Origin of the sequence: Sphingomonas sp. PvP056 (assembly GCF_040549155.1) — a bacterium.
Taxonomy (GTDB): domain Bacteria; phylum Pseudomonadota; class Alphaproteobacteria; order Sphingomonadales; family Sphingomonadaceae; genus Sphingomonas.
Genome location: NZ_JBEPST010000008.1, coordinates 1 through 26555 on the forward strand (window position 1 = coordinate 1; position 26555 = coordinate 26555).

A 26555-nucleotide genomic window follows, 5' to 3' on the forward strand; every position below is an offset into this window, starting at 1 on the left:
GGCTCATAACCTGAAGGTCACAGGTTCAAATCCTGTCCCCGCAACCAAACGCTAAACGACAAACGCCGCCCTCACGGGCGGCGTTGTCGTTTGTGGCAAAGGCGGTGAGATCGGCAACGTTCATTGGGACAGGTTCTTGCGCACGACGCTTGTGCCGGTGATACATCATCACTCTTTCATCAAGCGCGGCAGGAACACCGAAGCTTTGCTGCGCAACTCTTCGGCATCCGATGCCCCGCGAAAAACGACCCAGCTTTTCCTCGTGACAGTTGCAACTGCGCTGAGCGCGACAAGACTTTGCCAATGAGATCACGGCTGGAGGAGGCTCAACTATCCCTCCTGCCGAGCGTGCCCCAGTGCGGTTCTGATCATGGGGGAGTGTGCGTAAGCATAGTCCACCGGCATTCATTTACGGTCATTCCGTAAGGGACCGTACAATCCACCCTCAGCCGTTATGGCGCTTGCGAGCATGCAATTCTGCCCTAGAGAGAAGAACGTCGAGATCTTCCCGGCTGATATCGAAGCTTTCGTGCATGTCCGCCAGAGCGGCATCGATGTCGCCAGGATGGAAACCGGCAGCCGTCGCCGATGCCGCGATGGCGGTTGGCGTCAAGGCTGGACGGTGCGGGTAAGAACGCCCTGTCGCGCGGTGGAAAAGACAAGCTAGCAGAACCAGGGCAACCGAATTCAGACCGACCGGCACTAGCGCGAAACCGTATCCGGCCGCATGAATGCCCGACCCGCCGATCACTGCCGTGAGCGCAGCGGCTCCGCCGGGCGGGTGGAGGCACCGAAGTAGCGACATGACCAGAATTGCGGCTCCGACTGCGGTGCCGGCTGCGACGACCATGTCCGGGATCAAGCGGAACACTGCTACGCCGACCAGCGCTGAGATCACGTTGCCGCCGACGACCGGCCAGGGTTGGGCTAGCGGGCTAGCCGGGACGGCAAACAGAAGAACCGCCGACGCACCCAGTGGGGCGACGATGGCGGGAATATCCGACGCGGGAAAAAGGTACGCGCAAATTGCCATCGTCAGCGCGATGCACGTGATCGCTCCAATACAGCCGACGAACCGTTCGTGTAGGCGCTCGCCCACCAAAAGGGGGGTGAAAATTCGCAGTCGCATCCATTCTCGTCCAAATGCAGTCGTTTGGAGGGCGTCGTACCAGGTCAGTGCTCGTCGACGCTGAAATGAGCACCGATATGTTTCCGGCTCACGATACGCGGCTTCGAGGCACTCCTTGTCGTCGGCTACCGCGCAAGCGTATCTTTCAGACCTGTTGCGAGATCGACACCTTACTGTGTCGTCGCTCCCGCGGCAGCCACCTCTGCCATCCGGGCACGGCGTCTCTCGGTCTTTTGGTGATCCGACACCGGTGCCCCTGCAACGGCTTTGGAGGCCACGTGCGACGGGGCGCGGTTCTCCCAATAGCCGGCGGCAACCGCAAAGCAGAGTGTCACGACGCCCAACGCGCCAGCCACCAGATATCCAACACGGTTTTGCATTCGGTCTGTCCACTGCCCGACGCTGCTCCCAAGCAGCACTATCCGAGCGTGAACGGGTGAGTTCAAAAGAATGTCCATCTATTCAGCCGCCGCGGTATCGCGCCGCGCGATCTGGCGGGCAACGACCGGTCCGGGGATAAGCCGTACCCATACCCTTGGCGGACCTCGAACGGGTGGCAAGCGACGGTGGGCATGCTAGGTCGCCGTCATGTCCAATATCAAAAGCAACAGCGGAACGATCGAGGTCGACGGCACCGTATATGACTGGCAACTCGAACGGGAGCCGCAATGGTCGGACGCGGAGGGTTGGAAAGGAATGACGGTTTCGCTCGTCGAGCGCGATTGCCAACGTGCGGCATTGCTCGAGTTTCCTGCGCCCAAACGGCTCCTCAAGGGGCTCCAGCGGGGGCGGCTCCAGATCGATGACCCTACTGTTACGCGTGGTGTACGAGCGGCTTTACAGGCCGGGTGGGAACCCATGTCCCGGGGCAAGCCGATGGTTTTTACGGTAGATGCTGAGGGCAACTGAAACGCTGATCGGCCCAAGCGTCAGCCACGTCGCCGGGTTCGCACTACGAGAACCCGGGGACGGGGCCAACTAAGGGCTATTGGTAGCCCCCTTCCTTACGCTCTTCCGCGGCTTCCTCCTGCACGTGTTCCATCTCGGTAGCCTGGCTCTCGTCCTTGTTCGGTGCATGACTGTCCTCGAGGGTATCTTCACGTCCCTTTTCCGGACCGGCGGGCAGTTCGTCGACATCGGTCTCGAAGCCTGGTTCTTCGTCTTCTGGTCTGGTCGCCATGATCATACTCTCCTTACCGGATACCAACGAACATCGATGTGCAAGGATGCCGGTAGACGCGACTAGCCGGCAAACGTCTGGTCGGGCTCACGCATAGGTGAATGCTCGGCGTCATCCGGCGAACCGCGTCAGGCGCGCGTCGGTCAGGTCCAGTTCCCTGCCAAGTTGCTCGGCGAGGGTCATGCCGATTTCGCGACGTTCGGCCAGACGGAACAGCGATTGCCGCTCCGCGCGGATCGCGGCCAGTCGAAGTTCGCGCTCGATTTGCTGGTCCCGATCCGCTTCGACCCGGCTTTCGTGATCCATGTCGATGCTGTCGATCCGTTCGCGATATTGCGTCATCAGGCGGGCAGCGACTTCTGTATATCGATCCGCCTCGTCGCTGTTGACGGCAAGGTCGTGCTGGACCCGTTCGATCTCCGCAATCGCCGCCTTGGCCGTGACGATCCGCGCGCGATCGCGTTCGCTCGCCAGACCTTCGTCCGCCGGGAGTTGAAGCCCGCGCAGCAACAGCGGCAAGCCGATCGCGGCGATCAGGAGCGACGTCAGGATCACGCCCGACGCAAGCAGGATGACCAGGTCGCGCGCCGGGAAGGGTGCGCCGCTTGCCATCGTCAGTGGCAGTGTAAGCGCGGCCGCCAGGGTAATCGCGCCACGGGCGCCGGCAACCGACATCGCCGCGATGATGCGCCGCGGAGGGCTGCCCGTCATGGTTGCCCCGCGCTTGCGGGCGCGGAACAGTGTGAACCGGAGCGAGATCCATACCCAGCTGAATCGTAATGCGGCCAGGACGGCGACGATGCCGATGACATAGAACACCAGCCACCAGAGGCTGTCATGCCCCGTCGCGGCGATCGCGCCGTGCGCGCCGGTCAGGAGCATCGGCAATTGCTCACCGAGCAGCACGAAGATGACCCCGTTCAACGTAAACTGCAGCATGTCCCAGACCGCGCGCTGGCGGATGCGGGTCGAGGCACCCACCGCGGCACCGCTGCCCGCAAAGGTCATGGTGATCCCGGCGGCGGCGGCGGCAAGGACGCCGGACGCGTGAAAATGCTCCGCGGCAAGGTACGCTCCGAACGGCAGCAGGAGGCTGACGAGGATGCTCGATCCCTGATCGTCGCCGAAGCGCCGGGCGAACAGCGCCTTGCCCGTAACCGCAAGCCACGTCACCGCGGCCCCGATGCCGACCCCTGCCAGCGCCATCCAGGCAAAGGTGGCGGCAGCCGTCGTGATCGAAAACGTGCCGCTCAGCGCAGCCGCGATCGCAAAACGGAGGCAAACAAGGCCGGATGCGTCGTTCAGAAGCGATTCGCCTTCCAGAATGTGCATCATGCGTTTCGGCACCGACACCTTCTGCGCCACTGCGGCGACCGCAATCGGATCGGTGGGGGAGACGACCGCAGCCAGCGCGAACGACACCGCCAGGGGAATTGCCGGAATCAACCAGTTGATGAAGAGGCCGAGGCCGAGGACCGTCAGGAAGACAAGACCCAGCGCAAGGCCGAGAACCGCGCGTCCATCGCGGAACAGCTCGTCCTTGGGGATCCGCCAGCCATCCAGAAATAGCAGCGGCGGCACGAGCAGCAGGAAAAACAATTCAGGATCGAGTTCAACCGACGGCGTGGCGGCGGCACCGATCACCGCACCGAGCGCAATCTGCACCAGAGGCCGCGGCAAGGCAGACGGCAACAAGCGCGAAGCAACGCCGCTGACAACGACTGCCAGCAGCAGAAAGAGGCAAAGGGTAACAATTTCCAAAACGTAGCAGCTCCTGATAGTCCCTATGCGTAAGGTTCCGGCGCGCCGACGGTTCCGTCGGAAAGGTAGAACCAACACGCCACGCCGTCGGGGAAGGCAGGAGAGGCGGCTCAATCACGCGGGCGACACGGATATAGCCATACACTTCGATGCCGTCCGCGCATTAGCATTGTGCGGGGAGCCGTTGAAATCACGAGCGATGCTGAGCGTTCGTCGATGAAACGAGCCGGACGTTCCTCTCCCGGAACTGCGCTTCTGCAACATCAACGGAAGTGCCACCGTGCACCGGCATTCCGATCGCTCGCGTATACTCCGTGAGAATACACGCCTCGAAGCCTTCGCGTCGCGCATCGAGGGCAGACCAGGCCACGCAAAAGTCATAGGCCAACCCGACGAACACGCACCGTCGAACCTGCTTGTCCCGCAGGTAACCGGCGAGACCCGTCCTCGTCGTCTGGTCATTCTCGAAAAAGGCGGAGTAGGAGTCCACTTCGGGGTTGTAGCCTTTGCGGATGATGAGGTGCGCGCGTTCGACTGCGCCCAGCACATCCGGGTGGAATTCCGCGCCGGGCGCTCCTTGAATGCAGTGATCCGGCCACAGGACCTGGTCACCATAAGGCATGGCAACCACGTCGAACGGCTGTCGGTCGAGATGACTGCTGGCGAAGGACAGATGTCCGGCAGGATGCCAGTCCTGCGTCACGACGATATGCTGGAAACGCGGTGCAAGCGCGGCGATCCCTGCCATGATGGTGTCGCCTTCCGGAACCTGCAGCCTGCCGCCTGGACAAAAGTCGATTTGCGGATCGACAATGATGAGCACGTCGGATCCGGAGAATGGCTCGTCCATGACACGCTGCTCGATATCCATTGCGATGCCCCGCGGAGTTTGTAGCTGGTTTCTGAAGGCAGCCTGTTGCGATACCGCTCTTATCACGGGAATATGGTCGGGCTAGGCCACAAGGGATTCGACGCATTCCCGGGCCATGTTTGCGGATCGCAGCGGTGGACCCGATCCGTGCAGCCATACGTTCGGTGGGGCATGAATTTGCAGACCATCATCCGCGAGATCGCCGACGAGATCGACACCAAGGCTTCCGAAATCGAGGCGTCGGCGGAGGCGAAGGACCCGGATGCGAAGCCCGGGCGCTTCGGCATCGCGATCGCCACCGCCGATACCGTCCTGACGGCGGGCGCGGCCGACGTTGCCTTTCCGATCCAGAGCATCTCCAAGGTGCTCGCCTTCGATCTCGCGCTGCGGCACTTGGGGGACAAGGTGTTCGACCGGGTCGGGCGCGAGCCGTCGGGCGATCCGTTCAATTCGCTGGTCGACCTGGAACGGACACACGGCATTCCGCGCAACCCATTCATCAACGCGGGCGCGCTGGTCATCGTCGACATGATCGTCGCCGCCGAGCAGCGCGGCGATGCGGTGGTCGACTTCGTCCGCGAGCAAGTCGAAGGCCGGGAGGTCACGCTCGACGAGGAGGTCCTGCGCGAGGGCGGCGACCTCAATCGTGCGATGCTGAGCTTCATGAAGCATCACGAGAATATCGAGAGCAATCTCGACCAGATCATGGACGCTTACGGCAAGCAGTGCGCCATCTCGGTCGATTGTTCGGGTCTTGCGCTTGCCGGCCGGTTCCTGACGCACACGCGGCTACAGCCGGGCGACGATGCGGAGATGGACCGTGCGCGGCGGATGCGGACGGTGCTCGCGCTGATGATGACCTGTGGCCATTATGATGGGTCGGGCGACTTTGCGGTGCGGGTCGGACTGCCGTCCAAGAGCGGTGTCGGCGGCGGCATCCTGGCGATTGCGCCGGAGCGCGCCGCGATCGCGGTATGGTCGCCCAACCTCGACCAGCATGGGAATTCGATTCTCGGCGTACGCGCGCTGGAAATGCTCGCGACCCGGACGGGGTGGTCGGTATTCGGGCCAGCGATCGCCTAGACGACCGCTGGCCCGACATACGCGGGCTTACTTGGCCGTCGTCACGTTGCCCTTGAAGTCGAGGCCGACGTGAACCGTTCGGCCCGCCTTGGTCGCGGTGCCGCGCCAGACGCCGTGCGCGTCCTTCGACAGCGCCGAGACATTGGCGAAACCGGACTTGGCGATGTGCTCGCGCGCCTGGTTCTGCGTGAACGAATTCGCGCCGCGTCGTTCGCCACCGTCATTGACTGTGTGCGTGTCCTTGACGACGTGATTGTCCTTGGCGGGCGCGTTCTGCGCGATCGCCGGGGTTGCCAACAGCGCGACGCCGAGCAGCAATGGGGTCGAGATACGCATATGCGTCATCCTTTCAGTAGAGTGGGAAATCAGATGCGCGTGTAACGGCCGCGCTCGGTCGCCATGTCGGCATCAGAATAGGCCGGGGCGGTGTCGTCGAACGTATTCCACCCCTGCGACCGATAGGCATCGCGACGCTCCGAGACGTCGACCGAAGTGTCGTCGCCGAGGATGTTGCGGGCGGTCTGGACGAGCGGTTCATCGACCTTGGCGGTGACGAGCGTTCCGCCACGGCGGACACCCTCGGCATAGACGTGCGCATCCTGCTCGGGCACGCCCGCATGGGTTAGCGCGCCGACCAGGCCGCCTGCCGCTGCGCCGATCGCTGCACCACCTGCGGCACCGACTGCGGTTGCGGCGAGCCAGCCAGCTGCCACGACCGGGCCGATCCCGGGGATTGCCAGCAAACCGATGCCTGCGAGCAAGCCACCGACACCACCGACCGTGGCACCAAGGCCCGCACCAATTCCGGCGTCTTCTGCGGCTGCTTCGCCGACGTCGTTCGTGTCGCCGGTCGTGCCGCGCTTGTCATGGCCGACGATGCTGACGTCGCGGTGTGCGACTCCGGCGGCTTCGAGATCCTGCACCGCGCGGCGGGCGTCGTCGTAACGGTCGAACAAGCCTGTGATGGTCTGTGTCATGATATGCTCCTGTATCCGGCCGAGCCCCAACCGGTAGGTTTGAAAGCGGTAGGGCGGTTCAGCGAACAGTGGTGCGGACCACCATGTGGTAGAGCACCAGCACGACGATCGCGCCGACGACGGCTACCAGGAGGCTGTAGAGGTTGAGGCCGGTGACGCCTGCTGCACCGAACTGGTTGAACAGAAAGCCGCCGACGACCGCGCCGATGACACCCAGAATGATGTCGAGGATCAGGCCCTCGCCGTTGCGATTGACGATCTTGCTGCCGATGAAACCGGCGACCAGGCCCAGCAGGATCCATGCAAGAATGGACATGTGACGTTCTCCTCTCAAATCGGGCACCTGCCCGGATGATTGGAAAATAGGGTTAAGGATCAATGCACCACAGATGCGCAGGCACCCGTTGCATTGGTGCTCGCGCGCCTCCTGGTGCAGAAAGTTTCACCTAGGTGTTTTGCTTGCGGGCGATCAATCGACGGGTTCGAAGCTCAGCTGATGGCCGCGGTCGCGCGCCCAGATGATCGCCTCCGCACGGCTGTGCGCGCCGATCTTGGCGTAGAGCCGCGCGACGTGGTTGCGCACGGTATTGCGCTTGAGCGAGAGGGCGTCGGCGATTGCGTCGTCGCTTTTGCCGCGTGTGATCAGCGCGAGCACTTCGCGTTCGCGGGGCGTCAGCTCGACCGAGCGGATTGTCGTGCCAGGCCGGGGGGTTGGCCCGCGCAGGGCGGCGAGGCGGTCCATGATTTTCTGGCTGAGCCAGCTCGAATCCTGCATCACCCCCTCGATCGCGCCGATCAGGTCGAGTTCGGTGCGTTTACGGTCACTTATGTCCTGGAACGCCGCGAGAATGCAGTATTGCCCGTTGATCGTGACCGTCTCGGCCGACGCCAGACACGTCACAAGCGAGCCGGTTCGTGTCTTGATTTGCACTTCATAACCCCGAAAAGACCCGCTTTCGGCCACCTTTTTCTCGATTTCGCGCCGGGTTGCAGACGTTTCAAACAGCTCGATCTCGGCGGGTTTGCGCCCAACGACGCTTTCGAGGCCCCAGTCGGTCAGCGCAAGGAAGGCGTGATTGACGTTGAGGATGCGGTGGCCGTCGAGACTGGTCAGCAGCATCGGCACCGGCGCGAAACGGAAGGCGGTGGCGAACCGCTCTTCGCTCTGGCGCAGCGCGGTCTCGGCGCGGCGGCGGGGCTCGAGATCGGCGAAGGTGAAGATCATGCACGCTTCGTTGTTGGGCATCTCGGCGGGGTGCCCCGCGAGCAGGACGAGCTTGCTGTCGCCGTTGGGGAGCGGGAGTTCGGCCTCCATCTGCGGGACGATCCGGCCCTCGGTCAGCCGGGCCTTGGCACTGTCACTGTCCGCCGCCTGCGCGAGGATGTCGAGTTCGTACACCGACCGCCCGACGATCGCGTCGCGCTCCCATCCCGACAGGTCGAGAAAACCTTCGTTGACCCGAACGTAGCGCAGGTCGGCGAGGCGGACGATCAACGCCGGGGCGGGGTTAGCGTTGAACATGCTCTCGAACCGTTCACCCGCCTCATAGGCTTCGGTCGCATCACCGATGATGAGCACGAGGCAGTCGGGCTTGCCGTCGCGGTCCAGCACGAAGCCGCGCGCGCGGTGGACCCAGTCGGGCTCCTCCTGTCCGGCCTTGCGCACGTCGACGACGACGTCCTCGAACGATTCACCACGGCACAGCCGGGCCATCGGATAGGCCGCCTTAGGCATCGGCTGGCCGTCGCGCAGCCGCAGGTCGAACGCCTGCTGATAGCCCTTCACCGTCCCACCCCAGTCGGACAGCGCGGTGCACCCGTGCATGACGAGCGCGGCTTCGTTCGCCCAGACGATTTCCCCGTCTGGCTCGATCAGCACGACGCCGTCGCTCAGCCCCTCTACGATGCGGTGGAGTTGCGCGCGGTCGGGGCGCGTATCGGGATGGGGCGGGTCGATCTTGACGGTCATCGGCGGACAACGCCGTACATGGCGAGAAGAGCCGTCGCGCGATCATCGCGTGTTTCGGTGGAACTTGCAGTGGTGATCCAGCGCTTAACGGTCTTCATTTGGGAGAAACGTCGTGGCTGTATTCAACAAGGACATCATCAAGCTGGTCGAGGCGAACACCTACTTCCAGAAAGAAGTGTATATCGACGACAATTGTCAGGTCGTGATGATGCACATCGAACCGGGCGATGACATCGGCGAGGAAACGCATGACGCCGACCAGACGACGTTCTTCGTCTCGGGCGAGGGGCAGACGGTGGTCGACGGCAGCCGCCAGAAGGTCAGCGACAACCATCTGATCGTCATCCCCAAGGGCGCGCTGCACAACATCATCAACAAGGGCGACGCGCCGCTCAAGCTGTTCACCGTCTATTCGCCGCCCGCCGAGGAGCCCGGCGTCGCGCACAAGACCAAGGCCGATGCCGAAGCTGCCGAGGATTGATCCAACCTGCCCGGACGCGGTGCGTCCGGGCACTTTACAAAAGACGATCGCCGCCATGACCGCACGCGACGCCACACTGGCGCTTCTGGCCAAGCGCGCTCCGGGAGCGACGGTTTGCCCGAGCGAGGTGGCCCGCGCGGTGGCAACGGACGGCGACTGGCGAAGCGAAATGCCGACGGTGCACGACGCGGTCGATCAATTGGTGGACGAAGGCGTCATCCGGCTAAGCTGGAAGGGGCAGGCGCTGCCCACACGGGCCGGGCCATATCGGATCGGTCGACCGGACTGAGCCCGGAAAGACCTTCCGCCCATCGGCAAGCGTGCCTAAAAGACCGCCATGTCCAGTCGTACGACCCTGCGGAGCGGCGCAATCGACCCCACGCTGCTCGCGCTGTCCGCCTGCGCGGGCGGAAATTACCGACCGCCGAGCGACGCGCTGGTCAAGATCGGCAGACCTTATGTCGTGCGCGGCGTGACGCTGGTTCCGGCGGCGGACCCGACCTACGACATGCTAGGCTACGCAAGCTGGTACGGGAGCGAGTCCGGGAACCGCACCGCCAATGGCGAGCGGTTCCGGCCGAAATGGATCACCGCCGCACACAAGACGTTGCCGTTGCCGACCTATGTCGAAGTGACCGCGCTCGCGACCGGGCGCAGGATCGTGGTCCGGATCAACGATCGCGGGCCGTTCGTGCCGGGGGCACGCATCATCGATTTGTCCCAGGGTGCGGCGGACGAACTCGGCATCCGGCAGGGGGGGCACGCCGCGGTGCGCGTACGGCGGATCGAGCCGAGCGAGGCCGACCGCCGCCGGTTGCTCAAGGGGAAGCCTGCGCGCGATTTGCCGCGCGAATCGGATCAGGCCGTGGGAAGGTTGCAAAGCCAATTGTCCGCGGCGGGGATGTCGCTGACCGGACGATCCGCGCGGCGGTTCTGAGCCGCACGGATCGGGAGCGCGTCGGCTATCCTCTCGCCTTTGCCTCGGCGCGGAAGCGGTGGAGCAGCGGTTCGGTATAGCCGTTGGGCTGGGTCAGCCCCTCGAACACCAGCGCTCGCGCCGCCCGGAAGGCGAGATTGTTCTCCGGGTCCGCCGCCATCGGGCGATACAGCGGATCACCCGCATTCTGCGCATCCACCTTCGCCGCCATCCGCCGCAGCGCGGCGTCCGCATCCTCCGGCGTGGCGACGCCGTGGAGCAGCCAGTTCGCTATATGCTGCGACGAGATCCGCAGCGTCGCGCGGTCCTCCATCAGCCCGACGTCGTGGATGTCGGGCACTTTGGAACAGCCGATCCCCTGATCGACCCAGCGCACGACATAGCCGAGAATCCCCTGCGCATTATTCTCCAGCTCCTCGCGCACCTCGTCGGCATGCCAGTTGTGCCCGGTCGCCAGCGGCAGCGACAACAGCGTTTCGAGCGGCGCGATGCCTTCGTCGCGCCGCGCCGACTGCCGCGCCGCAACGTCGACGTCGTGATAGTGCGTCGCGTGGAGCGTCGCCGCGGTCGGGCTCGGGACCCAGGCGGTGGTCGCGCCGCTTTGTGGGTGCACGATCTTGTCGCGCAGCATGTCGTGCATCCGGTCGGGCGCGGCCCACATGCCCTTGCCGATCTGCGCGCGCCCGGCAAAGCCGCTCGCCAGACCGATCTGGACGTTGCGATCTTCATACGCCTGGATCCACGCGGCGCGCTTCATTTCGCCCTTGCGCACCATTGGCCCTGCGCGCATCGCGCTGTGCATCTCGTCGCCGGTCCGGTCGAGGAAGCCGGTGTTGATGAACACGATGCGATCCTTCACCGCCGCGATGCACGCCGCGAGATTGGCGCTGGTCCGGCGTTCCTCGTCCATCACGCCGACCTTGACCGTGTGGCGCGGCAGGCCGAGCAGATCCTCGACCGCGTCGAACAGGCGGTTGGTGAACGCCGCCTCTTCCGGGCCGTGCATCTTGGGCTTGACGATATAGATCGATCCCGCGCGGCTGTTGGTCCGCGCGCCGTTGACGTCGTGCGCCCCGATCAGCGACGTGACGATCGCATCGAGAATGCCTTCGGGGGCTTGCGTGCCGTCTGGCAACAGCACCGCTGGGGTCGTCATCAGATGCCCGACGTTGCGGACGAACATCAGGCTGCGCCCGGGCAGGACGAGCGGCGTCCCGTCGGTCCGCACGTACTCCCGGTCGGGCGCGAGCGTCCGGGTCATCGTCCGCCCGTTCTTGTCGAAGCGCGCCTCCAGCGTGCCCTGCATCAGGTCGAGCCAGTTGGCATAGGCCGCGACCTTGTCCTCGGCGTCGACCGCGGCGATCGAATCCTCGAGGTCCGCGATCGTGGTGAGCGCGGATTCGAGCACCACGTCTGCCAGCCCGGCGGGGTCGTCGCGACCGATCGGATGCGTGCGGTCGATCACCAGTTCGATGTGCAGCCCGTTATGGCGCAGCAGGATCGTGTCGCCCACCTGTCCGACGCGTTGGTCGGGATCGGCAAGCACCGGCGTGTCCCCGGTCCACGCGCTCCACGATCCGTCGGCGAGCGGCACAGTACGGTCGAGGAAGGCCTTTGCCCACTCGATCACCGCCGCGCCGCGGACGGGATCATAGCCGCTGCCGGTGGCGCTGCCCGGCAGGGCGTCGGTGCCATAGAGTGCATCGTACAGGCTGCCCCAGCGCGCATTGGCCGCGTTGAGCAGGAACCGCGCGTTGAGGATCGGGACGACCAACTGCGGGCCGGCGAGTTGCGCGACCTCGGGGTCGACATTCTCGGGCGCGATCGTGAACGGCTCCGGCGCGTCGACGAGATAGCCGATGTCGTGGAGGAACGTGCGATACGCACCCGCGTCGAACGCCGCGCCCTGATGCTCGGTGTGCCATGCGTCGAGCTTTGCCTGCAACGCATCACGTACCGAGAGCAGGCGCGCATTCTCGGGGGCGAAGCGTGCGAAGATGTCGGCGACCCCTTGCCAGAAAGCCTCGGGCGCGAGGCCGCTGCCGGGGAGGGCGCGGGTTTCAAGGAACGCGGCGAGGGGGGCCGCAACCTGGAGGCCGGCGCGGTGCTGATAGTCGACGCCGTGGGGGCTGCTCGCGGGCGATGGATCTGCTGGCTGTGTCATCGGGACGATCCTCCGGACATGATCGGGGTTGTGGATACAGGAATAGGCGCTTGCCAATTCCGGCGCCAGCCGATCAAACGTCGAAACACTTGTTCATGAGAAGAACGAATGGACCCCGATTACGACGTCTTCGATGCAATCGTTGCGGGCGGAAGCCTGTCCGCCGCGGCGCGCGCGATGCATTTTTCGCCTGCGATGGTCTCGAAGCGGCTGGCACGGCTGGAGGAGCGGCTGGGCGTGCGGCTGTTTCATCGCACGACCCGCAAGCTCGCGCTGACTGACGCCGGCGAGCGTTTCCACGGCGACGTCGCGGCGATCCTGCAGGCCGTCCGCGATGCGGAAAGCCGCCTGATCGGGACCCGGTCGGAACCTGCGGGGACCGTGCGGATGTCTGCGCCCACGTCGTTCGGGCGGTTGCACGTGGCGCCCAAGTTGCACGCCTTTCTGGCGCAGTATCCGCGGGTCCGGCTCGAGCTCGACCTGTCCGACGATATGGTCGACCTGTACGGGGGGCGCTACGATCTCGCGATCCGGATCGCGACGGCGATCCCGCCGAATCTCGTCGCGCATCGGCTCGGCGGCAGTCGCCGGCTGTTGTGCGCAAGTCCGCTGTACCTCGAACGACACGGCCCGCCCGCTACGATCGAGGCGCTCGCGCAGCATCATCTGCTCGCCGCCGCCGGGCAAATGCCGTGGCGGCTCGTCAAGGGAAAGCGGCGCTTCACCGTCGAGGGCGAGAGCCATGTGCGGACCAATTCGAGCGAAGTGATCCGCGAGCTGGCGATCACCGGGGTCGGGATCGCGCTGCGCTCGCTGTGGGATGTCGAGCAGGCGCTTGCCAGCGGTGCGCTGGTGCCCGTGCTGGCGGGATGGGAGGGGCCGGACGATCTCGCGGTGCATGCGGTGTATCCGCGTGGGCCATCGACTCCTCCGGCGATCACCGCGCTGGTGGCGTTCCTTCAGGAGACGCTGGCGGATGCCTCGTGGGATGCGGTGCGGCCCCGTCCGTAAACCGGACGGGGGCCGTTCAGTCCGCCGCCACGACGATGTCGCTCGGGGCCGGACGCCGCGTCAGCCAGATCACGCCGACCATCACCACCGCCATCCATCCGCAGATCCAGAACAGCTCGACCGATGCCAGCAGATACGACTGGTTGACGATCTGTCGCATGATCGACCCCGCCGCCTGTGTTGGCGACATGCCCGCCGCCTGGAGTTGCTCGACTGCCTGGCGGTAGATTGGCGAATAGGGCGTGCTGACTTCGGTCAGCCGGGTCTGGTGGAGCGCCTCGCGGCGATCCCATGAGGTCGTGATGATCGACGCCGCGAAGCTGCCCGCGGTGATCCGCGCGAAGTTCGAGATACCGCTCGCCGATGGCACGCGCTCGCCCGGGATACCGTCGAACGAGATGGTGACGAGGGGCACGAAGAACATGCTCATCGCCAACCCCTGCAACAGCAACGGGAACATCAGCGTCCAGAAGCTCGCATCGGGCGTGTATTGCGATCGCAGGAAATAGGACCCGGCGAAGGCGAGGAACGCCATCGTCGTCAGCCAGCGTGGATCGATCTTGAGCCGACCGATGAACGGCGTCGCGATCACCGCGACGATCCCGCTCGGTGCGGCGACGAACCCGGCCCAGGTCGCGGTGTACCCCATCTGCGCCTGCAGCCACAACGGCAGCAGCAGGTTGTTGGCGAAGAACAGCGCATAGCCGAGGCACAGCGCCAGCGTTCCGAACGCGAAGTTGCGGCTGCGGAACAGGCTGAGGTCGACCGCAGGATTGCCGTCGGTGAGTTCCCAGATCAGCCATGCGATGAACCCGACAATCGCGCAGACCAGCAGGATCACGATCAACGGGTTGTTGAACCAGTCGCGATCCTTGCCGAGATCGAGCATCGTCTGGAGGCTGAACACCCAGAAGGCGAGCAGGATCAGCCCGACCGTATCGATCGGCAGTTTGCGCGTCGGCGTCTCTCGGCTTGCGAGCGAACGCCACGAGACGAACGCGCAGGCGATCCCGACGGGGACGTTGATCAGGAAGATCCAGCCCCAGTGGTAATTGTCCGAGATGTATCCGCCGAGCACCGGCCCCAGCACCGGCGCGGTGAGGGTGGTCATCGACCAGATGCTGAGCGCGGTGCCGCGTTTATGAGCGGGGAAGATCGAAATGAGCAGCGCCTGGCTGCCCGGGATCATCGGCCCCGACACCGCGCCCTGCAGGATGCGGAAGCCAATCAGCGACGACAGGTCCCAGGCGAGGCCGCAGAGCAGCGACGCGATCGTGAACAGGATGACCGACACGGTAAAGGTCCGCACCACGCCGAAGCGCTGCATCAGCCAGCCGGTCAGCGGGACGGTCACGCCATTGGCGACCGCGAAGGAGGTGATCACCCACGTGCCGTTATCGGTCGAGACGCCGAGGTTGCCCGCGATCGTCGGGAGCGAGACGTTGGCGATCGTCCCGTCGAGCACCTGCATGAAGGTCCCCAGCGCGAGCGCGAGCGAGGTGATCGCCAGCGTCGCGCCGCGCAGCGGGGCTGCGCCCGCACCGGCGGGGGCGCTCACCGATCGCGCCCGAGGTTTTGGGCGATGATGCGGCGGACCATCGCATCGACTTCGGGGCCACCGTCGAGGCTCTGTTGCGTGCCGCCGGCGGGGGCGGTGCTGCCCGCGACCATCGGGCCGGACAGGTTGCTCGTCGCGACCACCGCGTTGACCGACAGCCCGATCCGCAAGGGATGCGCGCGCAGTTCGGCGGGATCGAGCGCGATCCGCACGGGGACGCGCTGGACGATCTTGATCCAGTTGCCCGAGGCGTTCTGCGGCGGCAGCAGCGAGAAGGCGTTGCCGCTCCCCGCGCCGAGCCCGAGCACCTTGCCGTGGAAGGTGACGGCCTTGCCGTACACGTCCGCCGTGATCGTCACGGGCTGGCCGACGCGGAGATGCTGGAGTTGCGTTTCACGGAAATTGGCGTCGATCCACAGGCTGTCGAGCGGGACGACCGCCATCAAAGGCGTGCCCGCCGCGACGCGCTGCCCGAGCTGGACGGTGCGCTGCGCGACGATGCCGGCGACCGGCGCGACGATCTTCATGTGGCTGCTGTCGATCGCGGCGCGGCGGACGTCGGCGATCGCCGCGAGGACCTGCGGGTTGTTGGCGATGTCGGTGCCCGCGACCGTGCTTGCGGCCTGGGCTTGCTTGGCGCGCGCGAGCGCGAGTGCGGCGCGGGCGGACGTGACCGCGTCGGCGGCGTGCGACAGTTCCTCGCCCGAAATCGCGCCATCGCGCGCGGCGCCCTGACGGCGGCCGTAATCGTTCTGCGTGCGCGACAGCTCGGCCTGTGCCTGGGCGATCTCCGCGCCGGCTTCGTCGACCTGTGCATGGGTCGAGCGCACCGCGCGGACCGCGCGACCGAGCGCGGCTTGCGCGGCATCCATCTGCACGCCGACCGTTGCCGGGTCGAGGTCGATCAGCGGCTGGCCGCGCTTGACCGACTGGGTGTTGTCGGCGTGGAGCGCGAGCACGGTCCCGCCGTCGCGCGCGGTGACCGAGACGACGTTGCCCGCGACATAGGCATCGTCGGTTTCCTCGGTCGGCGGCGCGGTGAAGACGCTGATGCCGTAGAGGATTAGCCCGATCAGCACGACCAGACCCAGCAGCCCGAAGGCGATCCGCCGGGTCCGCGTACGGCGGCGGCCAGCATGATCGATCGGAGGCGCTTCGGGCGGCGACGGTTCGGCGGCGACGGGCTCGGGGCCGACGACCGGATCGATACGCTCCGCGCGTTCCGCCGTGCGCTTCCAGTCGGTGGGGGTCTGGTCGTTCATGAATCCTTGTCCGCAAAAGCCGCCGCGCGAGGCGGCGAAGATGGATCGAAACCGCCGCCGAGCGCGGCAATGAGCTGGATACGGCGCGTCAGCGCGTCGGTCTGGAGCCCGACGAGCGCCTGTTCGGCCTCAAGCAGACGGAAGCCCGCGTCGATACTGTCGAGCTGCGACCCGAGGCCGGTCGAGACGCGCACCTGATCGAGCCGCACCGTCTCACGCAGGCCAGCGACGACGCGGCGTTGCGCGGCGGCATCCTGATCGGACGCGCGGACTTGCGTCAGCGCGTCGGCCGAATCGCGCACCGCGCCGAGCACCGCATCGTCATAGGCAGCGACCGCCTCGTCGAGCGCGGCGGTTGCGCCCTGATATTGCGCCTTGAGCTTGCCGCCCTCGAAAATCGGGACGTGGATCGCCGGGCCAGCGCCGTAAGTCCGCGCGCCGAGATCGAAGAAGCTGCCGAGACCGAGTGCTGCAAACCCCGCAAGCGCCTGGATATTGACGTTGGGCAGGAAGTCCGCGCGCGCCACGCGGCGTCCCGCTGCCGCCGAATCGATCCGCGCCTGGCCAGCGAGCAGATCGGGACGACGCCCGAGCAGATCGGCGGGCAGCATGTCGGGCACGACTGGCGGCGCATCGAAGGCGAGCCTGGGGTTGGTGATCTGTGGGTAGAAGTCCGCGCCGCGCCCGACCAGTGCGGCAAGCGCGTGGACGAGCAACTCGCGCTGCGCCAGTGCGCGGGTTTGTGCCTGCTCTGCCTCCGCCAGCAGGGTTTCGCCCTGGCGCAGTTCGAACTGGCTGGCGAGCTTGTTGCGGATCCGCGAATTGATGAAGCCCAGCGCCTGCCGCCGGGTCGCGACAAAGCTGTCGGCGACGCAGATCAACTGGTCTGCGCGCGCCAAGCCGACATAGGCCTGCGCGATCGAGGTCGACACCGTCAGCCGTGCCGCCGCCGCATCCAGCGCCGCCGCAGCGACGTCGGCCCGCGCGCCCGCGACGAGTGCACGTTGGCGACCGAACAGATCGAGGTTCCAGCTAAGGTTCGCCTGTACGGTCGAAACCGGATAGGCGTTGCCTGCATAGGGCGGCGGGTAGAGCGAGCGGTCGGGAAAGCGCTGGTAGATCGACTGGCCGTCAAGCGTCACCTGCGGCAACTGGTCGCCACGCCGGATGCCGAGCGTCGCCTGCGCCATCCGCACCCGCGCCAGCGCGCGATCGAGCGACGGATTGTCGGCCAGGCCCATGGCCACCAGCCGATCGAGCTGCGGATCGTTGAACGTGGTCCACCAATCCTGCGCGATCGGCGCGGACACGGGTGACAGCCCGAGCGTGGCGGGCTGGACCTGTGCGACTTGCGGGGCATCGTGCGGCACGGCGGCGCAGGATGACAGCAGCACCGCGGCGAGCGCGGCCAGTCCGATCGAACGGGTCACTGGTCGTTCTCCACGATCGGCGGGATTCCGGCGACGCGCTCGGCCTCGGCGAGGATCCGCGCGAGCATTTCGACGAACGCGTTGGCCTCGGTTTGCGAAAAGGGTGCCATCACTTCGTTCCATGCGCTGACGACGTCGCCCTTGAGTTTCTCGACGGTTGCGCTGCCGAGGTCGGTCGTGCGCAGCCCAACCACCCGGCGATCCTCACCGCTGCGATCGCGCGCAAGCAGCTTGCGGGTTTCGAGCACATCGATCAGCCGCGTCGTCGCACCCGTGGTAATCCCCAGCTCACGTGCGAGGTCGCCCGCGGTCGCGACCAACCCGTCGCGCACGACCTTGAGCGCGACCCATTGCTGGTAGGACAGCTCGCCGCCGTTGATCCGGGACTCCACATAGGCCGACATGATCTTGTCGAGCCGCCGCAACATCCGTCCGGGTGCGCGGCTGGCGGCGCAATCCTCGACGTTGAACACCGCCATTATCTTCCACCTCATTAGCTGCAGGGGCAGATACATTGCAGCAACATTTGTGCAAGTGCGCGCCGTGCAATCGTACGTTCCCTTGGCGCAGACCATGGTGCCCACGCGCGCGCGGGGGATCGGTCACGGGATCGACGCGTTGAGAAGGTTCACGGTTCGCTTGGCGGGCGGCAGCAAGGGTATCTGATGGCAGTAAAAGCGGTCTTATTCGACATCGACGGGACACTCGTCGACAGCAACGACCTGCATGTGGCGGCATGGCAGGATGTGTTTCGCGACATCGGTGCCGCATTCGACGACCAGACCGTTCACGATCAGATCGGGAAGGGGACGGACATGCTGATCCCCACCTTGCTTCCGGACAAGGATGAAGCCGAGCAGGAAGCGCTCGGGAAGGCGCACGGGACCGCGTTCAAGGATCGTTACATCGATCAGGTGAAGTCCTTCGCCGGCGCGCGCGATTTGCTGGCCCGGGTCCACGACGGGGGGATCAAGGTCGTGCTCGCGTCGTCGGCATCGGGCGAAGACCTCGAACACTATCTCGATCTGCTCGATGTACGCGATATGGTTGCGACGTCGACCACGTCGGACGATGTCGAGAATAGCAAGCCTGCCCCCGACATCTTCGCGGTCGCGCTCGAGAAATTGGGCAAGACGCTGGGTGAGAAGGGGGAAACAGTCACGGCGAGCGAGGTCATCGTGGTGGGCGATACGCCGTACGACGTCGAAGCCGCCCGCAAGAACGGGATCGCGACGATCGCGGTGCGGTCGGGCAAGTTCCCGGACGATGTGCTGCGCGCGGCGGGGGCGGTGGCCTTGTACGACGATGTCGCCGCGTTGCTTGCCGACTTGGAAGCGTCACCGATCATCGCAGCGGTCGAGACCGATGCCGAGCCCGCACCCCTCAGAGAAGACGTTCCAGGAGATCGATATGACTGACACAGTGCCAACCCCCGTCAGCGGGAACGAGCAGGACAAGGGCAAACCCGATGGCGTGAACGCACCGGGCCGGGGCGAGGGTGGCGACAGCGGCGGCGGCAGCTATCAGAACCCCCATACCGGCAAGGATGGCGACAGCAGCGTCGGCGGCTTCTTCGGACACGGCGGCCAGACCGACATCGGCTATCACGGTGGCGGGCAAGCGGGGACCGAGGGATCGGAAACCGACAATGCGACCACGCGTGGTGACCGGGACGACACGACGGGCGACACCGATGCAAAGTCGGGGCCGACCGGGCCCGATCAGCAGGATGTATCCGAATATCCCCGTTCCGCCGTTGCCGCAGGGCGACCGATCGAAGTGATCGATACTTCGGGGGTCGCGGCGGCTGAAGCATCCGGGACGACGGGCAAGGACGGTGCAGACGCGGCGGAAACGGAACATCCCGGCTCGGGTTGATGGATCGAAAAACGATCGTGCCTTCCGGGCTGTTCTACGAAATGTCGCAGTAGAACAGTCCGTGAAGACATCCGACGAAGTGTGAGTAGCGGTGCGCCGTTGGCATTCGGATTGGAGCCACGATCTTCGGACGCTCAACTTTTTGGGCATCGTTGATCTTTTTGCGACGTCGCGGCGTTTGACTTGCGAAAGCGAGATCATACGCACGATGTCACCCTTGGAACTCCGTACCCATTCCGATCGCGGTGCGGCATGGCGTGGTCCGGTCGAAGCGCAAGTCTCCCAGGCACCCACAAGAATTGCGATCTGTGTGCCCGCGCGTAACGAGGCGGCCTTGTTGCCGCGATTGTTGACGGGTTTGGCGGCGCAGGAACGCAGCGGAGCCTTCGTGCTGTGCCTTTTGCTCGATGGCTGCACCGACGAAAGCGAAAGGGTCGTGACGGCGTATCGGGCGATCGTTCCCTATGCCATCGTCACTCGTCATATCGCGGCGGACGCGACGCCCAACGCGGGGCGTGCGCGGGCGGCGGCGATGGCTCTGGGGTTGGAGACGGTCGGCGCGGACGGGATATTGCTGTCGACCGATGCGGACACTGTGCCTGCGCCCGATTGGGTGGCGACCAATCTCGCTGCGCTCGACATTGCCGATGTTGCCGTCGGCCTGATCGTCCGGAGCGGGGGCATGCCGAGCCCGGTCCAGGATCGCATCGAGGCCTATTACGACGGACTGGCGCGGTTGCGGCGACTGCTCGATCCGATCCCGTGGGAGGGCGCGCGACCGCATCACTATACCAGCGCGGCGAGCCTTGCCTGTTCGGCGCAGACCTATGCCGCGCTCGGCGGGTTCGATGCGGTACCTGCGGGCGAAGACGGACGCTTGGTCGACACCGCGCACCGGCTCGGCATGCGGGTCCGCCGCGACGGCACGATCCGGGTCGAAACGTCGACCCGACGCGAAGGTCGTGCGCTCGGCGGGCTCGCGGGGCATCTGCGCGACATGGATCGCACGGCGGGTGCGTCCGCGCGGATGGCGCATCCCGACGACGTCGCGTGGCGTTATGCGCGTCATGCGCTGGCTCGGGCCGGCTGGCCCATGCTGGATACGACCGCCGAGTCCCTTGCGGCGGCGCTGCACCGTCCGGTCGCGGATATTCTCGCGGTGGCGTCCGCCGCACCCAATGCCGAAAGTTTTGCGATGCAAGTGGTCCCCGACATTCCCGGCGGCGAACGGCTGGTCAATCTCACTACCGCGGAGGCGGCGTTGTCCGCGCTGTTGTTGCGCCATGCGGGCGCGGACGCGTGACCACATTGTCCGATCCGCTCGATCCATTGCTGTCGCACACGCGGGCCGACGATCGACCGATGGCAGAGACGCTTCGCGCGCTCCACGCACTGCTGCCGGTGGCGGGCGACCCGCGCGATCCGGTGGAGATGCTGGCGTTGCTGCGTTTCCTCTACCGCATCGGACGACGCGATTTGCCGCTTGCTCGCGTGTTCGAGGGGCATGTCGATGCGATGCAGATCATCGGGCGGTATGACGATCCCGCCGCGGTCGCCGCGATGGCGGGGCAGGGCAGCCTGTTCGGCGTATGGAACGCGGCACTGGTCGACGAACCGCTGCGCGTATTCGACGGGCGATTACACGGCGGGAAGAGCTTCGCCTCAGGATGCGGCCTCCTCACGCACGCGCTGGCGGGGGCCGATACGCCGGAGGGACACCGGTTGCTGTTGATCGATTTGGCGGCATCCACGCCCGAGGTCGACCGCACGTGGTGGGACGTCGTTGGCATGGAACGCTCGCAGACGCATGTCGTGCGGTGGAACGGTGCGGACCCCGCTAGCTTCCGTACGATCGGGCAACCCGGCGACTATGCGCGCGAACCCTATTTTAGCGGGGGTGCCTTGCGGTTTGTCGCCTGCCATGCGGGCGGTATCGCGGGCGTGTTCGATCGTGTCCGCGATCATCTGATCGCGACCGGACGCGGCGAGGATCCGCACCAGCTGGGACGGCTTGCGGAGCTGTATGGTGCGGCGGAAGCAGCGGCGGATGCCGTACGCTCGGTCGCGGCGACTTGGGCAGAACCCGGCTTTATCGAACGTGTCGCAGCGGCGCGGCTGGCGGTGGCGTCGGCTGCCGAACGCGCGATCACGCTGGCTCAACAGGCGGTCGGCGTGTCGGGGATGTTCGTCGCGCATCCATTGTCGGCGGCGATGACCGATCTGATGGTCTATCTCCGCCAGCCCGCGCCCGACGTGCAGCGGATGCGCGTGGGCAAGGCCGTGGTGGATGCCGTGCTGGTGCCTGGATTGTGAAGACGCTTCGGCTCCATGGGGTGCGGAGCGTGCTGGTCGTTGCGCCGCATCCCGACGACGAGGTGATCGGGGCGTTCGGCCTGATGCGGCTGTTGCGACGCCGTGGTGCGCGGGTGCGCGTGATCATCGTCACTGACGGGGCGGGGTCGCACCCCAACAGTCGCACATGGCCGCGCGCGCGGCTGGTCGCGATGCGTGCGCGTGAGACGCGGGGCGCGTTGCGGGGGATCGGGATCGGTGCGGGCGACGTCCGCTTTCTGGCTTTACCCGATGGCGGGCTGGGCGCGGGCGGCGGTGCGGTTCGGCGGGTGCTTGCGCGCGCGCTGGCGCAGGCGCGCGGGCATGACCTGCTGGTGATGCCCGCGCGCGACGACGATCATCCCGATCACCGCGTCGTATCGAGCGTCGCCGCCGCTTGTCCGGCGATCCGGCGGCTCGAATATCTCGTGTGGCCCAACCGCCAGGTGCGGGCGCGCCCAGCGACGCACGGCTTCGCGCTCGGGACGGCCGGTGCGGCGGCGAAGCGGGGTGTGATCCTGCGCTATCGCAGCCAGTTCGGGATGATCGACGACGATCCGGGCGGGTTCACCATCTCGCGCCGCGAACTTGCCGCCTTTGCCCATCCCGTTGAACGGTATCGTGAGACTGCCCGATGAAGCCGATCGACCTTGCCGGGTTCGAGCAGAAATTTGCCGGAAATGCCGACCCGTGGAGTACCTTCACCAACCGTGACGAAGCGCACAAGCGGGCCGCGATCCTGCACGGCCTGGGGGGCGGGCCGGTCGGTCGCGTGCTCGAGATCGCGGCGGGGAACGGATCGAACAGTGTGGCGCTGGCGCGGCGGGCCTTGCGGCTCGACGCGACCGAGGGTGCGCAGAGCGGGGTCGATCTGGTGCGGCGCGCGGTCGGCGATGCGCGCGGGGTGCGGGTGCGGCGGTTGGTGCTGCCCGGGCGGTTCCCGGCGCAGGTCTATGATGCCGCGGTCGTGGCGGAAGTGTTCTATTATCTGTCGCCGCGCGACATGCGGCAGGTCGCGCGCGACATTGCGGATGCCGTGCGCCGGGGCGGGCGGCTGATCCTGGCGCATCACCGCGTCGATTATCCCGACTTCGTGCAGCACGCGGCGCATCTCCACGCGCGGTTCCTGGCGGCGAGTGGGGTCGCGTGGCGCGCGGCGGGCGACGAACGCACCGGGCGGTGGCGGGTGCAATCCTATGTCCGGGGCTGATCCTATGACGAACCCCGCCCCGATCCGTGTCGCGATGCTCGCGCCGATCGCCTGGCGCACGCCGCCGAACCATTACGGCCCGTGGGAACTCGCGACGAGCCTGCTGACCGAAGCGCTGGTCGCGCGCGGGGTGGACGTGACGCTGTTCGCAACGCTGGACAGCGCGACGTCGGGAACGCTCGCTGGGGTGGTGCCGCGGCCGTATAACGATGATCCCGCGATCGACGCGAAAGTGTGGGAAATGCGCCACGTCGCGCATGTGATGGAGCGCGCGGACCAGTTCGACATCATCCACAATCAGGCCGATTTCGTGCCGCTCGCGTTCAGCCGGATGATCCGCACGCCGATCGTCATGACGGTCCACGGAATGCCGTCCGAGCGGATCCTGCCGATGCTGTCGGAATATCAGCACGACGTCGATTATGTCGCGATCAGCGAGACCGATCGCAGCCCGGAGCTGCGCTATGCCGCGACGATCCCGCACGGGATCGACGTGGGTGCCTTCCCGTTCGGGGCGCAACCGAAACGCGAGCTGCTGTTCTTCGGGCGGATTCATCCGGACAAGGGCACGGCGGTCGCGATCCGCGTGGCGAAGGCGGCGGGGATCCCGTTGCGGATCGCAGGGATTGTCCAGGATCAGCGCTATTTCGAGGAAGAGGTTCGCCCGCATATCGACGGGGTGACGGTGCGCTATGATGGGCCGCTCGGGGGTAAGGATCGGCTGGAGGCGCTCGGGTCGGCGATGGCGCTGCTCCATTTGATCGATTTCGAGGAGCCGTTCGGGCTGTCGGTGGTCGAGGCACTTGCGTGCGGGACGCCGGTGATCGCGTTCCGGCGCGGGTCGATGGCGGACATCGTCCGCGACGGCGAGACCGGGTTCGTCGTCGATACGTCGGAACAGGCGGTCGTCGCGATCGGGCGGATTGACCGGATCGATCGCGCCGCCTGCCGCGCGGACGTGACGGTGCGCTTCTCGGCGGACCGGATGGCGGCGGACTATCACCGGCTGTATGTCGATCTGCTGGCGAAAAAGGCGGAACGCGTGCGGCAAAGATAACGAAGGTTGCCTAGATCGATCGTCGGCATGCTTGCCAGTAAACTCAATTTGCATATGTAAAATACTTCGTGGTGCTGGCCGAAATGACGTAAGGTCGGCACAACACGATCGACCGCGCGCAGAGGATACCGATGACCACACACGCTTTGCGACCTTTGGTCGGTGCCCGTTGCGGTTTGGCGGTCATAGCGGGGGCGCTCGGCATAGTGGCGGCCCCCGTGACCGCACAGACGGCGGGCGGGCCGGGCCAGACGGAGCGCGTGATCGCCGTGGACGTGGCGCGCGCGGGGGCACCGATCGACCGGTCGTTCGACCTTTCGGTCGGCGCGGACTATTCGGGGACGCTGATCCGGCCCGACAGCCTTGCGCAACTCGACGTCGCGGCGCGCGAACTGGGGTTCAGGTACGTGCGCTTCCACGACATTTTCAGCGACGCGCTGGGGACGGTCAAGGTTCGCGACGGCAAGACGACGTACGACTGGACGAAGATGGACCAGCTTTACGACGCGTTGCTCGCGCGCAAGATCAGGCCGTTCGTCGAGCTGGGCTTTACGCCGGGCGCGCTCAAGACGTCGGAACAGACGATCTTCTACTGGAAGGGCAACACCTCGCATCCGCGTCCCGACGGCTGGGCGGCGCTGATCGACGCCTATATCCGCCATGTTCGCGCGCGTTATGGCGCAGCCGAAGTGCGGAAATGGTTCTTCGAGGTCTGGAATGAACCCAATTTAGACGGTTTCTGGGAGAAGGCGGACAAGGCCGCGTACCTGCGGCTGTACGAATCGACCGCGCGGACGATCAAGGCGATCGATCCCGCGCTGCGCGTCGGCGGCCCCGCGACCGCAGGCGCGGCATGGATCCCCGACCTGCTCGACTATGCCGCAGAGCACCGCGTGCCGATCGATTTCGTGACGACGCACACTTACGGCGTCGACGGCGGGTTCCTCGACGAGCGCGGAGAGGACGACAACAAGCTGTCGCCCAATCCGGATTCAGTCACGGGCGACGTGCGGCGAGTCCGCGCGCAGATTCAGGCGTCCAAATTTCCGGGGCTGCCGCTGTATTTCTCGGAATGGAGCGCAAGCTACAATCCGCGCGATCCGGTGCATGATTCCTACGTCAGTGGCCCGTTCATCCTGACCAAGCTGCGCGCGACGCGCGGGATCGCGCAGGGGATGAGCTACTGGACCTATAGCGACCTGTTCGAGGAAGCGGGGCCGCCGCCGACGCCGTTCCACGGCGGGTTCGGGCTGATGAACCGCGAAGGCATCCGCAAGCCCGCGTGGTTCGCGTACAAATATCTGAATGCGCTGCACGGGCGCGACGTCGCCACTGGCGACGGTCAGGCGCTCGCCGCGACCGAGGGGAAGCGGACGCGCGTCCTGCTGTGGGACTGGACCCAGCCGGTGCAGACCGTGAGCAATCGTCCGTTCTTCACCAAGGTTCAGCCGGCAAAGCCCTCGACTGCAGCTGCGGTACGGCTGACGCATCTTGTGGCGGGATCGTATCGGCTGACCGTGCGGCGTACGGGCTTCCACGCCAATGACGCGCATTCGCGCTATCTCGAGATGGGGTCGCCCAAGGCGCTGTCGCCTGCGCAGCTTGCGGAACTGCAACGCCTGACGGTGGACGCACCCGAGATCGATCGCACGGTCCGCGTGGCGAAGGACGGGCGGTATGATGTGCGCCTGCCGATGCGGACCAACGACGTGGTGCTGGTGACGGTCGAGCCGGTCGGGGGCTGATCTGCGCTGTTAAGCGGTGCGTAACGCTGTTTCGCCAGAATCCCCTATCCGTTCGCTTCGAGCATAGTCGAGAAGCCGGGCACAGCGCAGGTTTCTCGACTATGCTCGAAACGAACGGGTGGGTTGGTGGCGTCACGAACCATCGTTGTTTTGCGCGACCCGGAGTTCCGGAATTCATATGACCTGCGCAAAACCATAGGTGTTCGCCCGCGAAGGCGGGAGTCCAAGAGTCACGAGAACTGCCGGCGGTTGTTCTGCTTGGTTCTGGATTCCCGCCTTCGTGAGAGTTCTGCAAAACCGGCCGTCATCCTGAACTTGTTTCAGGATCCAGCCCTCCGCGAGTCCGGACTATGCCTGGTGCGCGGTGGATGCTGAAACGAGTTCAGCATGACGGCAGCCTTTGGGGCGCGGGATGACGATCAAACCTCCGCTGGCCTTTCTGCAAAGGTCACGCCTTCGCGGGAAAACAGGAAATGAAGGGTCGGCCCTTTTTTCAGAGGTCCCGCTTTCCCCTGAGCACG

27 protein-coding genes are annotated in these 26555 nt (G+C 65.8%); 14 read left to right on the top strand and 13 right to left on the bottom strand.

The annotated features are described in order from the left end of the window. Window positions 1-445 precede the first annotated feature (445 nt). On the bottom strand, window positions 446-1129 hold the full coding sequence (locus ABIC17_RS17120; RefSeq protein ID WP_354283871.1) for an HPP family protein: 684 nt from the start codon (window positions 1127-1129) through the stop codon (window positions 446-448). A 588-nt stretch (window positions 1130-1717) separates the two neighbouring features. On the opposite strand from ABIC17_RS17120, the gene ABIC17_RS17125 reads away from it, so the two are divergent. Continuing rightward, window positions 1718-2038 carry a hypothetical protein gene (locus ABIC17_RS17125; RefSeq protein WP_354283872.1) on the top strand — a complete coding sequence of 107 codons (321 nt, stop codon included), beginning with the start codon at window positions 1718-1720 and terminating at the stop codon, window positions 2036-2038. Between the two features lie 76 nt (window positions 2039-2114). Here the strand turns inward: ABIC17_RS17125 and ABIC17_RS17130 are convergent, their stop codons facing one another. From ABIC17_RS17130 to ABIC17_RS17140, 3 genes are all read right to left on the bottom strand, one after another. Beyond that, entirely contained in the window at window positions 2115-2315 is a 201-nt protein-coding gene (locus ABIC17_RS17130; RefSeq protein ID WP_354283874.1) for a hypothetical protein, read from the bottom strand. A 105-nt stretch (window positions 2316-2420) separates the two neighbouring features. Beyond that, window positions 2421-4070, bottom strand: a complete 1650-nt coding sequence (locus ABIC17_RS17135) for a Na+/H+ antiporter (protein ID WP_354283876.1) — start codon at window positions 4068-4070, stop codon at window positions 2421-2423. Window positions 4071-4260: 190 nt separating this feature from the next. Next, complete coding sequence (locus tag ABIC17_RS17140) at window positions 4261-4941, bottom strand: nicotinamidase (RefSeq protein WP_354283878.1); 681 nt, start codon at window positions 4939-4941, stop codon at window positions 4261-4263. Window positions 4942-5112: 171 nt separating this feature from the next. Between ABIC17_RS17140 and glsA the strand changes: the two genes are divergently transcribed. Beyond that, a complete protein-coding gene (glsA, locus tag ABIC17_RS17145; protein WP_354283880.1) occupies window positions 5113-6024 on the top strand; it encodes a glutaminase A in 912 nt (303 codons plus the stop codon). Window positions 6025-6051: 27 nt separating this feature from the next. Here glsA and ABIC17_RS17150 read toward each other — a convergent pair whose 3' ends face one another. The 4 genes from ABIC17_RS17150 to ABIC17_RS17165 all read right to left on the bottom strand — a co-directional run bounded on the left by ABIC17_RS17150 (window position 6052) and on the right by ABIC17_RS17165 (window position 8970). Beyond that, on the bottom strand, window positions 6052-6360 hold the full coding sequence (locus ABIC17_RS17150; protein WP_354283882.1) for a hypothetical protein: 309 nt from the start codon (window positions 6358-6360) through the stop codon (window positions 6052-6054). Window positions 6361-6389: 29 nt separating this feature from the next. Then, the gene (locus ABIC17_RS17155) at window positions 6390-7001 is read right to left on the bottom strand and encodes a general stress protein (RefSeq protein ID WP_354283884.1); all 612 of its coding nucleotides are present in this window, start codon (window positions 6999-7001) and stop codon (window positions 6390-6392) included. A 58-nt stretch (window positions 7002-7059) separates the two neighbouring features. Then, on the bottom strand, window positions 7060-7317 hold the full coding sequence (locus ABIC17_RS17160) for a GlsB/YeaQ/YmgE family stress response membrane protein (protein WP_354283886.1): 258 nt from the start codon (window positions 7315-7317) through the stop codon (window positions 7060-7062). A gap of 153 nt (window positions 7318-7470) precedes the next feature. Next, window positions 7471-8970 (bottom strand): PAS domain S-box protein, encoded by a 1500-nt coding sequence (locus ABIC17_RS17165; RefSeq protein ID WP_354283888.1) that lies wholly within the window; start codon window positions 8968-8970, stop codon window positions 7471-7473. A gap of 112 nt (window positions 8971-9082) precedes the next feature. Between ABIC17_RS17165 and ABIC17_RS17170 the strand changes: the two genes are divergently transcribed. The 3 genes from ABIC17_RS17170 to ABIC17_RS17180 are packed head-to-tail and all read left to right on the top strand — an operon-like array spanning window position 9083 to window position 10388. Further along, a complete protein-coding gene (locus tag ABIC17_RS17170) occupies window positions 9083-9451 on the top strand; it encodes a cupin domain-containing protein (protein WP_277967895.1) in 369 nt (122 codons plus the stop codon). After that, window positions 9429-9740, top strand: coding sequence for a DUF3253 domain-containing protein (locus tag ABIC17_RS17175; protein ID WP_354283890.1), 312 nt, complete (start codon window positions 9429-9431; stop codon window positions 9738-9740). The genes ABIC17_RS17170 and ABIC17_RS17175 overlap by 23 nt, the downstream gene beginning before the upstream one ends. Before the next feature lie 48 nt (window positions 9741-9788). Continuing rightward, on the top strand, window positions 9789-10388 hold the full coding sequence (locus ABIC17_RS17180) for a septal ring lytic transglycosylase RlpA family protein (RefSeq protein ID WP_354283892.1): 600 nt from the start codon (window positions 9789-9791) through the stop codon (window positions 10386-10388). Window positions 10389-10413: 25 nt separating this feature from the next. On the opposite strand, the gene ABIC17_RS17185 is transcribed toward ABIC17_RS17180, so the two are convergent. Further along, window positions 10414-12552, bottom strand: coding sequence for a malate synthase G (locus ABIC17_RS17185; RefSeq protein WP_354283894.1), 2139 nt, complete (start codon window positions 12550-12552; stop codon window positions 10414-10416). Window positions 12553-12660: 108 nt separating this feature from the next. On the opposite strand from ABIC17_RS17185, the gene ABIC17_RS17190 reads away from it, so the two are divergent. Beyond that, on the top strand, window positions 12661-13563 hold the full coding sequence (locus ABIC17_RS17190; RefSeq protein ID WP_354283896.1) for a LysR family transcriptional regulator: 903 nt from the start codon (window positions 12661-12663) through the stop codon (window positions 13561-13563). Between the two features lie 16 nt (window positions 13564-13579). Here the strand turns inward: ABIC17_RS17190 and ABIC17_RS17195 are convergent, their stop codons facing one another. Genes ABIC17_RS17195 through ABIC17_RS17210 form a run of 4 tightly spaced genes read right to left on the bottom strand, consistent with a single transcriptional unit; the run spans window position 13580 to window position 18292 of the window. After that, on the bottom strand, window positions 13580-15121 hold the full coding sequence (locus ABIC17_RS17195) for a DHA2 family efflux MFS transporter permease subunit (RefSeq protein WP_354283898.1): 1542 nt from the start codon (window positions 15119-15121) through the stop codon (window positions 13580-13582). Continuing rightward, window positions 15118-16383, bottom strand: coding sequence for an HlyD family secretion protein (locus ABIC17_RS17200; protein ID WP_354283900.1), 1266 nt, complete (start codon window positions 16381-16383; stop codon window positions 15118-15120). The genes ABIC17_RS17195 and ABIC17_RS17200 overlap by 4 nt, the downstream gene beginning before the upstream one ends. Further along, on the bottom strand, window positions 16380-17813 hold the full coding sequence (locus ABIC17_RS17205) for an efflux transporter outer membrane subunit (protein WP_354283901.1): 1434 nt from the start codon (window positions 17811-17813) through the stop codon (window positions 16380-16382). Before ABIC17_RS17205 ends, ABIC17_RS17200 begins: the two co-directional genes overlap by 4 nt. Next, window positions 17810-18292, bottom strand: coding sequence for a MarR family winged helix-turn-helix transcriptional regulator (locus tag ABIC17_RS17210; RefSeq protein WP_354283903.1), 483 nt, complete (start codon window positions 18290-18292; stop codon window positions 17810-17812). Before ABIC17_RS17210 ends, ABIC17_RS17205 begins: the two co-directional genes overlap by 4 nt. Window positions 18293-18478: 186 nt before the next feature. Between ABIC17_RS17210 and ABIC17_RS17215 the strand changes: the two genes are divergently transcribed. The 8 genes from ABIC17_RS17215 (at window position 18479) to ABIC17_RS17250 (ending at window position 26034) form a co-directional block, all read left to right on the top strand. Next, window positions 18479-19231, top strand: a complete 753-nt coding sequence (locus ABIC17_RS17215; RefSeq protein WP_354283905.1) for an HAD family hydrolase — start codon at window positions 18479-18481, stop codon at window positions 19229-19231. Next, the gene (locus ABIC17_RS17220; protein ID WP_354283907.1) at window positions 19224-19691 is read left to right on the top strand and encodes a hypothetical protein; all 468 of its coding nucleotides are present in this window, start codon (window positions 19224-19226) and stop codon (window positions 19689-19691) included. The genes ABIC17_RS17215 and ABIC17_RS17220 overlap by 8 nt, the downstream gene beginning before the upstream one ends. 310 nt (window positions 19692-20001) lie before the next feature. After that, complete coding sequence (locus tag ABIC17_RS17225) at window positions 20002-20994, top strand: glycosyltransferase family 2 protein (protein WP_354283909.1); 993 nt, start codon at window positions 20002-20004, stop codon at window positions 20992-20994. Next, window positions 20991-22004, top strand: a complete 1014-nt coding sequence (locus ABIC17_RS17230) for an acyl-CoA dehydrogenase (protein WP_354283911.1) — start codon at window positions 20991-20993, stop codon at window positions 22002-22004. Before ABIC17_RS17225 ends, ABIC17_RS17230 begins: the two co-directional genes overlap by 4 nt. Then, entirely contained in the window at window positions 22001-22660 is a 660-nt protein-coding gene (locus ABIC17_RS17235; protein WP_354283913.1) for a PIG-L deacetylase family protein, read from the top strand. Before ABIC17_RS17230 ends, ABIC17_RS17235 begins: the two co-directional genes overlap by 4 nt. Continuing rightward, entirely contained in the window at window positions 22657-23232 is a 576-nt protein-coding gene (locus ABIC17_RS17240) for a class I SAM-dependent methyltransferase (protein WP_354283915.1), read from the top strand. The genes ABIC17_RS17235 and ABIC17_RS17240 overlap by 4 nt, the downstream gene beginning before the upstream one ends. A gap of 4 nt (window positions 23233-23236) precedes the next feature. Continuing rightward, a complete protein-coding gene (locus tag ABIC17_RS17245) occupies window positions 23237-24289 on the top strand; it encodes a glycosyltransferase family 4 protein (RefSeq protein ID WP_354283917.1) in 1053 nt (350 codons plus the stop codon). Window positions 24290-24507: 218 nt separating this feature from the next. Then, entirely contained in the window at window positions 24508-26034 is a 1527-nt protein-coding gene (locus tag ABIC17_RS17250; RefSeq protein WP_354283919.1) for a GH39 family glycosyl hydrolase, read from the top strand. Window positions 26035-26555: the final 521 nt, after the last annotated feature.